General features: G+C 69.4%; 13 protein-coding genes. 12 read left to right on the forward strand and 1 reads right to left on the reverse strand.

What is annotated here, in order from left to right; translation table 11 throughout:
- The first annotated feature begins 45 nt into the window (after positions 1-45).
- The 8 genes from map (at position 46) to truA (ending at position 5,452) form a co-directional block, all read left to right on the forward strand.
- Positions 46-897, forward strand: coding sequence for a type I methionyl aminopeptidase (gene map / locus ACFQ79_RS38790; protein WP_383592652.1), 852 nt, complete (start codon positions 46-48; stop codon positions 895-897).
- 405 nt (positions 898-1,302) lie between these two features.
- Positions 1,303-1,524 carry a translation initiation factor IF-1 gene (gene infA, locus ACFQ79_RS38795; protein WP_003956442.1) on the forward strand — a complete coding sequence of 74 codons (222 nt, stop codon included), beginning with the start codon at positions 1,303-1,305 and terminating at the stop codon, positions 1,522-1,524.
- A gap of 62 nt (positions 1,525-1,586) precedes the next feature.
- Positions 1,587-1,700, forward strand: a complete 114-nt coding sequence (gene rpmJ, locus ACFQ79_RS38800; RefSeq protein WP_003956441.1) for a 50S ribosomal protein L36 — start codon at positions 1,587-1,589, stop codon at positions 1,698-1,700.
- A 191-nt stretch (positions 1,701-1,891) separates the two neighbouring features.
- Positions 1,892-2,272 (forward strand): 30S ribosomal protein S13, encoded by a 381-nt coding sequence (gene rpsM / locus ACFQ79_RS38805; protein WP_015035595.1) that lies wholly within the window; start codon positions 1,892-1,894, stop codon positions 2,270-2,272.
- 66 nt (positions 2,273-2,338) lie between these two features.
- Positions 2,339-2,743: a 30S ribosomal protein S11 gene (gene rpsK, locus ACFQ79_RS38810; RefSeq protein ID WP_006376016.1), complete on the forward strand. Its 405-nt coding sequence runs from the start codon at positions 2,339-2,341 to the stop codon at positions 2,741-2,743.
- Between the two features lie 126 nt (positions 2,744-2,869).
- The gene (locus ACFQ79_RS38815; RefSeq protein ID WP_003966937.1) at positions 2,870-3,892 is read left to right on the forward strand and encodes a DNA-directed RNA polymerase subunit alpha; all 1,023 of its coding nucleotides are present in this window, start codon (positions 2,870-2,872) and stop codon (positions 3,890-3,892) included.
- Positions 3,893-4,035: 143 nt separating this feature from the next.
- Positions 4,036-4,500: a 50S ribosomal protein L17 gene (gene rplQ, locus ACFQ79_RS38820; protein WP_015035596.1), complete on the forward strand. Its 465-nt coding sequence runs from the start codon at positions 4,036-4,038 to the stop codon at positions 4,498-4,500.
- Positions 4,501-4,594: 94 nt separating this feature from the next.
- The gene (gene truA, locus ACFQ79_RS38825; protein ID WP_383592641.1) at positions 4,595-5,452 is read left to right on the forward strand and encodes a tRNA pseudouridine(38-40) synthase TruA; all 858 of its coding nucleotides are present in this window, start codon (positions 4,595-4,597) and stop codon (positions 5,450-5,452) included.
- On the opposite strand, the gene ACFQ79_RS38830 is transcribed toward truA, so the two are convergent.
- A complete protein-coding gene (locus ACFQ79_RS38830) occupies positions 5,423-6,430 on the reverse strand; it encodes a hypothetical protein (protein WP_383592643.1) in 1,008 nt (335 codons plus the stop codon). The genes truA and ACFQ79_RS38830 overlap by 30 nt on opposite strands.
- Positions 6,431-6,486: 56 nt before the next feature.
- Between ACFQ79_RS38830 and ACFQ79_RS38835 the strand changes: the two genes are divergently transcribed.
- The 4 genes from ACFQ79_RS38835 (at position 6,487) to glmM (ending at position 10,887) form a co-directional block, all read left to right on the forward strand.
- Positions 6,487-8,109 carry an ABC-F family ATP-binding cassette domain-containing protein gene (locus ACFQ79_RS38835; RefSeq protein WP_383592645.1) on the forward strand — a complete coding sequence of 541 codons (1,623 nt, stop codon included), beginning with the start codon at positions 6,487-6,489 and terminating at the stop codon, positions 8,107-8,109.
- 300 nt (positions 8,110-8,409) lie between these two features.
- A complete protein-coding gene (rplM, locus tag ACFQ79_RS38840; protein ID WP_017239595.1) occupies positions 8,410-8,853 on the forward strand; it encodes a 50S ribosomal protein L13 in 444 nt (147 codons plus the stop codon).
- 44 nt (positions 8,854-8,897) lie between these two features.
- Entirely contained in the window at positions 8,898-9,410 is a 513-nt protein-coding gene (gene rpsI / locus ACFQ79_RS38845; RefSeq protein ID WP_015035601.1) for a 30S ribosomal protein S9, read from the forward strand.
- 118 nt (positions 9,411-9,528) lie between these two features.
- The gene (glmM, locus tag ACFQ79_RS38850; RefSeq protein ID WP_383592649.1) at positions 9,529-10,887 is read left to right on the forward strand and encodes a phosphoglucosamine mutase; all 1,359 of its coding nucleotides are present in this window, start codon (positions 9,529-9,531) and stop codon (positions 10,885-10,887) included.
- Positions 10,888-10,945 lie beyond the last annotated feature (58 nt).

Consider the following 10,945-nt stretch of genomic DNA (forward strand, 5'->3'; position numbering starts at 1 on the left):
ATCGTTGTTCTGTTCCCCGTACTCGAAGGAAAGGCCGCGGCCACGATGGTGCAGATCAAGACCCCCGAGCAGATCGCGAAGATGCGCGAGGCGGGGCTGGTCGTCGCCGCCATTCACGCGGCGACGCGTGAGGCCGCCGTGCCGGGCGCCACGACGAAGGACCTGGACGAGGTCGCGCGGAAGGTCATCGCCGACCACGGGGCGAAGTCGAACTTCCTCGGGTACGGCGGGTTCCCCGCGACGATCTGCACCTCGGTGAACGAGGTCGTCGTCCACGGCATCCCCGACGACAAGACCGTCCTCAAGGACGGCGACATCATCTCCATCGACGCGGGCGCGATCGTGGACGGCTGGCACGGTGACGCGGCCTTCACGGCCTTCGTGGGCACCGGGCACGCGCCCGAGCTCGTGGAGCTCTCCCGGGTCACGGAGGAGTCGATGTGGGCCGGCATCGCGGCCATGAGGCTCGGCAACCGTCTGGTCGACATCTCGAAGGCGATCGAGACGTACATCAAGCGCCAGCCGCGTCCCGCCGTCGGCGACCACAGCCTGGGCCGGTACGGGATCATCGAGGACTACGGCGGCCACGGCATCGGCACCGAGATGCACATGGACCCGCACCTGCTGAACTACGTCTCCCGCAAGCGCGGCAAGGGCCCGAAGCTGGTTCCCGGCCTGTGCCTGGCGATCGAGCCGATGGTCTCCCTGGGCACCCCGCAGACGGAGGTCCTGAAGGACGACTGGACGGTCATCACGACGGACGGCACCTGGTCCTCGCACTGGGAGCACTCGATCGCGCTGACCGAGGAGGGCCCGCTGGTCCTGACGGCGGTCGATGGCGGCAAGGCGAAGCTGGCGGAGCTGGGCGTGACGGCGGCGCCGGACCCGCTGGCGTAGCGGACGGCGCTCGTCCGGGGGCGGGGGGTCCGCCGGCCGGAGGCCGGCGCAGCGGGCCGAAGCCTGTGAGGCGCCCCCGGGCGCCGAGCCCGCGAGGTCTGCGTCGGGGATCGGGTCGGCGGCAAGGCGAAGCTGGCGGAGCTGGGCGTGACGGCGGCGCCGGACCCGCTGGCGTAGCGGACGGCGCTCGTCCGGGGGGCGGGGCGACGCGTTTCGGTTCGTCCAGGAGTACGTTTGAGTTTTCTACGGCGTGGCGTCTTGCGTAAGGATCAGTTCGGGTGGGCAGACTTCCCGATTCGTCTTTTCCTGGGGCCTGACGTAGACTGATGCGTCGGCTCTCGTGTACCCGTGTGTCCGCATACGGCGGCGAGAGTCGATCAAGGTAGCCGATTCGAAAGGCGAAGCGTGGCCAAGAAGCAAGGTGCCATCGAAATCGAGGGCACCGTGATCGAGTCCCTCCCGAACGCCATGTTCAAGGTGGAGCTCCAGAACGGTCACAAGGTCCTCGCGCACATCTCCGGCAAGATGCGGATGCACTACATCCGAATCCTTCCGGACGACCGGGTCGTGGTGGAGCTCTCTCCGTACGACCTGACGCGTGGCCGGATCGTCTACCGGTACAAGTAGATCTTGCCCGCACCCCGCGTCCGCGCGCGGGTGGTGGCACTGACCCGGAGAACCTCACACCCATGAAGGTCAAGCCGAGCGTCAAGAAGATCTGCGACAAGTGCAAGGTGATCCGCCGTCACGGCCGGGTCATGGTCATCTGCGACAACCTGCGCCACAAGCAGCGCCAGGGCTGACGCACGCCGACCGACCTGCAATTTCGCAGTTCTTCGCGCGACGCATAGCAACACGTACATACGCAGAGCCCGTCGGGCCGTGTTCTCACGGTTGACGGCACCTCCGGCGGGGGCCGGGGACCCGACCTGTACCTCATACGGCAGCCGGGAATGGTTCTGCAGCAGACCCCCGAGAACACAGGAGCCATTGAATGGCACGCGTTTCCGGTGTTGACATCCCGCGCGAAAAGCGTGTGGTGGTCGCACTCACCTACGTCTTCGGCATCGGGCGTACCCGGTCCGAGGAGATTCTCGCCGCGACCGGCGTGAACCCGTCCACCCGTGTCCGCGACCTTGCCGAGGAAGACCTCGTCAAGATCCGCGAGTACGTGGACGCCAACCTCCAGACCGAGGGTGACCTCCGCCGCGAGATCGCCGCCGACATCCGCCGCAAGGTCGAGATCGGCTGCTACCAGGGCCTGCGCCACCGTCGTGGCCTGCCCGTCCGCGGCCAGCGCACCAGCACGAACGCTCGTACCCGCAAGGGCCCGCGTCGCGCCATCGCCGGCAAGAAGAAGCCGGGCAAGAAGTAGTCCTCAGCGGACGCTTGACCAAGCGGTCTTCGCTGTAGGACCGACCACCTCCCGTAGGAGTTATAGATGCCCCCCAAGGGTCGTCAGGGCGCTGCCAAGAAGGTGCGCCGCAAGGAAAAGAAGAACGTCGCTCACGGCCACGCGCACATCAAGAGCACGTTCAACAACACGATCGTCTCGATCACGGACCCCGCGGGCAACGTGATCTCCTGGGCCTCCGCCGGCCACGTCGGCTTCAAGGGCTCGCGCAAGTCGACCCCGTTCGCCGCGCAGATGGCCGCCGAGTCGGCCGCTCGCCGCGCGCAGGAGCACGGCATGCGCAAGGTCGACGTCTTCGTCAAGGGTCCGGGCTCCGGCCGCGAGACCGCGATCCGCTCCCTCCAGGCCACGGGCCTCGAGGTCGGTTCGATCCAGGACGTCACCCCCACGCCGCACAACGGCTGCCGTCCCCCCAAGCGCCGCCGCGTCTGACGCACGGCTGCTTGATCCAGGACTTCGGGCGGTACGGCTCTTCGGACCGTGCCGCCCGTACCCTTGCAGTACGCAGCACTCCGTCGGGCGTCAAATAGTGGGCGTCCACGAATGAAGGATTGACACATGCTTATCGCTCAGCGTCCTTCGCTGACCGAAGAGGTCGTCGACGAGTTCCGCTCCCGGTTCGTGATCGAGCCGCTGGAGCCGGGCTTCGGCTACACCCTCGGCAACTCCCTCCGCCGTACCCTCCTGTCCTCGATCCCGGGTGCCGCTGTCACCAGCATCCGCATCGACGGCGTCCTGCACGAGTTCACCACCGTGCCGGGCGTCAAGGAGGACGTGACCGACCTCATCCTCAACATCAAGCAGCTGGTCGTCTCCTCGGAGCACGACGAGCCGGTCGTGATGTACCTGCGCAAGCAGGGCCCGGGTCTGGTCACCGCCGCCGACATCGCGCCCCCGGCCGGTGTCGAGGTGCACAACCCCGACCTCGTCCTCGCCACGCTCAACGGCAAGGGCAAGCTGGAGATGGAGCTGACCGTCGAGCGCGGTCGCGGCTACGTCTCCGCCGTGCAGAACAAGCAGGTGGGCCAGGAGATCGGTCGTATCCCGGTCGACTCCATCTACTCCCCGGTGCTCAAGGTCACGTACAAGGTCGAGGCGACCCGTGTCGAGCAGCGCACCGACTTCGACAAGCTGATCGTCGACGTCGAGACCAAGCAGGCCATGCGCCCGCGTGACGCCATGGCGTCCGCCGGCAAGACCCTGGTCGAGCTGTTCGGTCTGGCGCGCGAGCTCAACATCGACGCCGAGGGCATCGACATGGGCCCGTCCCCGACGGACGCCGCCCTCGCCGCCGACCTGGCGCTGCCGATCGAGGAGCTCGAGCTCACCGTTCGTTCGTACAACTGCCTCAAGCGCGAGGGCATCCACTCCGTGGGTGAGCTCGTGGCGCGTTCCGAGGCCGACCTGCTCGACATCCGCAACTTCGGTGCGAAGTCGATCGACGAGGTCAAGGCGAAGCTGGCCGGTATGGGCCTCGCGCTGAAGGACTCGCCGCCCGGATTCGACCCGACCGCCGCCGCGGACGCCTTCGGCGCCGACGACGACGCGGACGCGGGCTTCGTCGAGACCGAGCAGTACTAGTAGATCGTCTGCGGGCCGGCTTCGGCCGGCCGCGCAGTTCCCCGCGCCCCCTCGGGGGTGCGGGGTCTCCGACGGGCACTCGCCCGCTCGGACACTGACATCGGTACCTCATACGGCCGGTGCAGATCACAAGGAGATACACCATGCCGCGTCCCGCGAAGGGTGCCCGCCTCGGCGGTTCCGCCGCGCACGAGAAGCTGCTCCTCGCCAACCTGGCGAAGTCGCTCTTCGAGCACGGCCGCATCACCACCACCGAGGCCAAGGCCCGTCGCCTGCGTCCGGTCGCCGAGCGCCTGATCACCAAGGCGAAGAAGGGCGACATCCACAACCGTCGCCTGGTGCTGCAGACGATCACCGACAAGGGCATCGTCCACACCCTCTTCACCGAGATCGCCCCGCGCTACTCCGAGCGCCCGGGTGGCTACACCCGTATCACCAAGATCGGCAACCGTCGTGGCGACAACGCCCCGATGGCCGTGATCGAGCTGGTCGAGGGCGAGATCGCCAAGAAGGCGACCGTCGCCGAGGCCGAGGCCGCCACCGTGCGCGCCGTCAAGGAGGCCGACGCGGCCGCCGAGGCTCCGGCCGAGGAGTCGAAGGACGCGTAAGCGTTCCGACCGACTGTTCTCGTGTGGCGGGCCCGTACCCCTCTGGGGTGCGGGCCCGCTGCCGTGTTCGATGGTTTCGAGAGGATGATTCCGCGTGAGCGATGACGTGCAGGACGGGTTCGTACGGGTTCGGCTTGACCTGTCGTACGACGGCAAGGACTTCTCCGGCTGGGCCAGGCAGTCCCAGGGGCAGCGGACCGTGCAGGGGGACATCGAGGCCGCGCTGCGGACCGTGACCCGGTCGACGGAGACGTACGAGCTGACCGTGGCCGGCCGGACCGACTCCGGGGTGCACGCGCGCGGCCAGGTCGCGCATGTCGACCTGCCCGTCGAGCTGTGGGCCGAGCACCGCGACAAGCTGCTCAGGCGGCTCGCGGGGCGCCTCTCGCACGATGTGCGGGTCTGGTCCCTGACCGAGGCCCCCAGCGGCTTCAACGCGCGTTTCTCCGCGATCTGGCGCCGTTACGCGTACCGCGTCACCGACAACCCCGGCGGGGTCGACCCGCTGCAGCGCGGACACGTGCTGTGGCACGACTGGGCCCTCGACATGGACGCCATGAACGAGGCCGCCGCCGCGCTCGTCGGCGAGCACGACTTCGCCGCGTACTGCAAGCGGCGCGAGGGAGCCACCACCATCCGCACGCTCCAGGAGCTGCGCTGGGAGCGCCGCCCCGACGGGGTGATGGAGGCGACCGTGAAGGCGGACGCCTTCTGCCACAACATGGTCCGCTCGCTGGTCGGCGCCCTGCTCTTCGTCGGCGACGGGCACCGGCCCGTGGACTGGCCCGGCAAGGTGCTCGCCGCCGGTGTCCGGGACTCGGCCGTGCACGTCGTACGGCCGCACGGCCTCACCCTCGAAGAGGTGGGCTACCCGGCCGACGAGCTCCTGGCCGCCCGCAATCTGGAGGCCAGGAACAAGCGGTCACTCCCCGGGAGCGCCGGCTGCTGCTGAGGCCTGGGCACGGCCGCGGGCGTAGATCTGGTTGAAGGCGAAGGTGCCGAGGTCGTCGCTGGCCTGGAAGACCGGCTTGTCGGCCTTGGTGACCTTCTTGCCGTTGGAGAAGCCGGCCTGGGTGAAGTACGCGTAGCGGCCGACCGAGTTCGAGCGGCGCAGGCAGACCGTGGCGTGGCAGAAGTCACGCACGCCCGCGCCGACCAGCGGGGCGATCCCTCCGGTGGCCTGGTTCTTCGCCTTCAGGGCCGCGGCCTCCGAGGGGAAGACGGCGACGCCGACGGTGATGGCCACGCCGTCCTTCACATAGGTGGCGCGGAGCACCCGCTGGCAGCCGTTCTTCTTCAGGACGGCGCCGAGGCCGCCCTGGGTGACGGCCGCGCAGTCGGTCGTCGACGAGGTCGCGCCCTTGCTGTACGGGCGCTTGTTCATCGTCAGCTTCTTGCCCGGGAACAGGCCCTCCGCGGAGAGCGGGGCCTTGTCCTTCTTCGGGTCCGAGATGTAGTCCTTCGGGTTCGGCGGGGGCGGCGGCGCCACCGAGGAGAAGGTCGGCTCGGGGGTCGGGGCCGCGGTGGGGGAGACCGTGCCGGTGGGCACCCCGCCGTTCTTGGCCGCCTCGTCGTTCTTCTTGCCGGAGGCCACCACGGCGGTGGCGACGATGGCGCCGACGACCAGGGCGGCCACCGCGCCGCCGCCGATGATCAGCCAGCGCTTGCGGCGGTTACGGGAGGCCGAGGCGTCGGCCATGGCGCCCCAGTCGGGGGTCGCCCCGCCGCCCTGGGCGCCCGGGAAGGGGTCGGGTGCCTGCCCCTGGCCGGGCTGCTGCCCGTACCCCTGCTGCCCGTACTCCTGCTGCCCGTACCCCTGAGGCTGTTGTCCGTAGCCCTGCTGTCCGTACCCCGGCTGCGGCTGCTGTCCGTGCCCCTGCTGCCCGCCCTGCTGCGGCTCTTGCGGCCACTGCGGTCCCCCAAAGCTCATGCCGCGCATCCTAAACCGGTTGGGCTCCGGCCACGCGGGCGGCGACAATGCACCTCATGGGACATGTCGAGGCCGCGCATCTTGAGTACTACCTGCCCGACGGGAGGGTCCTGCTCGGGGACGCCTCCTTCCGGGTGGGGGAGGGCGCCGTCGTCGCCCTCGTCGGGGCCAACGGCGCCGGCAAGACCACACTGCTCCGGCTGATCTCCGGAGAGCTCCAGCCGCACGGGGGCTCCGTCACCGTCAGCGGCGGCCTGGGCGTGATGCCGCAGTTCGTCGGCTCCGTACGCGACGCGTCGACCGTGCGTGACCTGCTGGTCTCGGTGGCGCAGCCCCGGATCCGGGAGGCCGCGAAGGCCGTCGACGAGGCCGAGCACCTGATCATGACCGTCGACGACGAGGCCGCGCAGATGAAGTACGCGCAGGCCCTCAGCGACTGGGCCGAGGTGCAGGGGTACGAGGCCGAGACCCTCTGGGACATGTGCACGATGGCCGCGCTCGGCGTCCCGTACGAGAAGGCGCAGTTCCGCGAGGTCCGGACGCTCTCCGGCGGTGAGCAGAAGCGCCTCGTCCTGGAGTCGCTGCTCCGCGGCTCCGACGAGGTGCTGCTGCTCGACGAGCCGGACAACTATCTCGACGTCCCCGGCAAGCGGTGGCTCGAGGAGCGGCTGCGGGAGACCCGTAAGACCGTGTTGTTCATCTCTCACGACCGGGAGCTGCTGTCCCGGGGAGCGCAGAAGATCGTCGCGGTCGAGCCCGGGCCGGCCGGCTCGGACGTGTGGGTGCACGGCGGCGGCTTCGACACCTTCCACGAGGCGCGCCGGGAGCGGTTCGCACGCTTCGAGGAGCTGAAGCGGCGCTGGGAGGAGAAGCACGCCCAGCTGAAGAAGCTCGTCGTCAACCTGCGGCAGGCGGCCGCGGTCAGCCACGAGATGGCCTCGCGGTACGCGGCGGCGCAGACGCGGCTGCGGAAGTTCGAGGAGGCGGGGCCGCCGCCGGAGCCGCCGCGCGAGCAGGACATCACGATGCGGCTGCGCGGCGGTCGTACCGGTGTACGTGCTGTGACCTGCGAGAACCTTGAGCTGACCGGGCTGATGAAGCCCTTCTCGCTGGAGATCTTCTACGGCGAGCGGGTCGGCGTCCTCGGCTCGAACGGGTCGGGCAAGTCGCACTTCCTGCGGCTGCTCGCGGGGGACCCGTCCGTCGCCCACACGGGCATGTGGAAGCTGGGCGCGCGGGTGGTGCCGGGGCACTTCGCCCAGACCCACGCGCACCCGGAGCTGACCGGGCGGCCGCTCGTCGACATCCTGTGGACGGAGCACGCCAAGGACCGGGGCGGCGCGATGTCGATGCTGCGGCGGTACGAGCTGGAGCGGCAGGGCGACCAGCCGTTCGACAAGCTCTCGGGCGGGCAGCAGGCGCGGTTCCAGATCCTGCTGATGGAGCTGGCGGGCACGACGGCGCTGCTCCTGGACGAGCCGACGGACAACCTGGACCTGGAGTCGGCGGAGGCCCTGCAGGACGGCCTGGAGTCGTACGACGGGACGGTGCTGGCGGTGACCCACGACCGGTGGTTCGCGAAGAGCTTCGACCGGTTCCTGGTGTTCGGGTCCGACGGGGTCGTCCGGGAGACGACCGAGCCGGTGTGGGACGAGCGGCGGGTCGAGCGGGCGCGGTGACCTGGGCGGTCGGCGGGGCCGGTGTGGCTGTGGCCGCGGGGTGAGGGTGGCCTCGGGGTGAGGTCGGCGTCGGGGAGGGGGCTCCCGGCGTTTTGACCCGTCCGGGGTGGCGCGGGTAGTGTTGCGGTTTGTTATGCGTATTGGCTTCGTCGTTTTCACGCGAAGGGCCCTTACGCAGGTTCCCTGGAGCAGTTACCAGTGGCTCGCATACGGGCGTTGATCCCGGCAGTGCAGGCCCCAGCTGCATGATCGCTTCAGGTGTGTCTGGACTCCATCCACTGAAGAAGCGAAGGCTACGAAGTGCGTACGTACAGCCCCAAGCCCGGCGATGTCACTCGCCAGTGGCACATCATCGACGCGCAGGACGTTGTCCTGGGCCGTCTGGCGACCACGGCTGCGAACCTCCTCCGAGGCAAGCACAAGCCCGTCTACGCCCCCCACATGGACATGGGCGACTTCGTCATCATCATCAACGCTGACAAGGTCCACCTGTCCGGCAACAAGAAGACCCAGAAGCTGGCTTACCGCCACTCCGGCTTCCCGGGTGGTCTGCGCTCCGTCCGTTACGACGAGCTGCTGGACAAGAACCCCGAGAAGGCCGTCGAGAAGGCCATCAAGGGCATGATCCCCAAGAACACCCTGGGCCGTCAGATGATCTCGAAGCTGAAGGTCTACGCGGGCGAGAACCACCCGCACGCTGCGCAGCAGCCGGTCCCGTTCGAGATCACCCAGGTCGCGCAGTAGTTCCGGCCACACCCCCTAAGAACGAAAGAAATCTGAGGAGCATCGTGGCCGAGACCACCCCCGAGACCCCCGTCGACGAGTTCGAGGGCGTTGAGGAGTACACCACCGAGACCGAGCTCGTCGAGGGTGAGTACACCTCCGAGTCGCTCGCGTCCCGCTTCGGCGACCCGCAGCCGGCCGCCGGCCTGGGCCGTCGCAAGAACGCCATCGCCCGCGTCCGGATCGTTCCGGGCACCGGCAAGTGGAAGATCAACGGTCGCACCCTTGAGGACTACTTCCCCAACAAGGTGCACCAGCAGGAAGTCAACGAGCCCTTCAAGGTGCTCGAGCTCGACAACCGCTACGACGTCATCGCCCGCATCGCGGGTGGCGGTGTCTCCGGTCAGGCCGGCGCCCTGCGCCTCGGCGTGGCCCGTGCGCTGAACGAGGCGGACGTCGAGAACAACCGCCCGGCGCTGAAGAAGGCCGGCTTCCTCTCCCGCGACGACCGTGCGGTCGAGCGCAAGAAGGCCGGTCTCAAGAAGGCCCGTAAGGCTCCGCAGTACAGCAAGCGTTAATCGCCTGCTCGGTCTGCTTTCGTACGCCCCGGCGGCACTGCCCGTGCCGTCGGGGCGTACGTTTTTTCATAACCTCTTTCTCTTTCATGCTTGGGCACGTATTTCTCGGAGGACAGCTGTGGGACGACTCTTCGGCACGGACGGCGTACGCGGTGTGGCCAACGCGGACCTCACGGCGGAGCTCGCGCTCGGCCTGTCGGTCGCGGCGGCGCACGTGCTCGCCGAGGCGGGCACCTTCGAGGGCCATCGGCCGACCGCGGTGGTCGGACGCGATCCCCGCGCGTCCGGAGAGTTCCTCGAAGCCGCCGTCGTGGCGGGGCTCGCCAGCGCGGGCGTCGACGTGCTCCGCGTCGGTGTGCTGCCCACCCCGGCCGTGGCCCACCTCACCGGCGTCCTCGGCGCCGACCTCGGCGTGATGCTCTCCGCCAGCCACAACGCCATGCCCGACAACGGCATCAAGTTCTTCGCGCGCGGCGGCCACAAGCTCGCCGACGAGCTCGAGGACAAGATCGAGGCCGTGTACGAGGAGCACCGCACCGGCGCCCCCTGGGAGCGTCCGACCGGTTCCGGCGTCGGCCGGGTCCGTGACTACGACCAGGGCTTCGACACGTACGTCGCCCACCTCATCGCCGTCCTCCCGAACCGTCTCGACGGTCTCAAGGTCGTCCTCGACGAGGCCCACGGCGCCGCCGCCCGCGTCTCGCCCGAGGCCTTCACCCGGGCCGGTGCCCAGGTCGTCACCATCGGTGCCGAGCCGGACGGCCTCAACATCAACGACGGCTGCGGCTCCACCCACCTCGGTCTGCTCAAGGCGGCCGTCGTCGAGCACGGCGCCGACCTGGGCATCGCGCACGACGGCGACGCCGACCGCTGCCTCGCGGTGGACGCCGCGGGCAACGAGGTCGACGGCGACCAGATCCTCGCCGTGCTCGCCCTCGCCATGCGCGAGGCCGGTGCGCTGCGCGGGGACACCGTGGTCGCGACCGTCATGTCCAACCTGGGCTTCAAGCTCGCCATGGAGCGCGAGGGCCTGAACCTCGTCCAGACGGCGGTCGGCGACCGCTACGTCCTGGAGTCCATGAAGGAGCACGGCTTCGCGCTCGGCGGCGAGCAGTCCGGGCACGTCATCGTGCTCGACCACGCCACCACCGGCGACGGCACCCTCACCGGTCTGATGCTGGCCGCCCGGGTGGCCGCCACCGGCAAGTCGCTCGCGGACCTGGCCGGCGTGATGGAGCGGCTCCCGCAGATCCTCATCAACGTCCCCGACGTCGACAAGTCCCGGGTGAAGACCTCCGGCGACCTCGCCGCCGCGGTCAGCGCCGCCGAGCAGGAGCTCGGCTCCACCGGCCGCGTCCTGCTGCGCCCCTCCGGCACCGAGCCGCTGGTCCGCGTCATGGTCGAGGCCGCGGACATCGAGCAGGCGCGCGCGGTGGCGCAGCGGCTCGCGGACGTGGTGAAGTCGGCGCTCGGCTAGGCTTTCTGGGGCGCCGTCATGCGTTGAGGGCCCCGCCCGCACCCGTATCGGGTGCGGG

This window comes from Streptomyces sp. NPDC056480 (assembly GCF_042795405.1).
Taxonomy (GTDB): Bacteria; Actinomycetota; Actinomycetes; order Streptomycetales; family Streptomycetaceae; genus Streptomyces.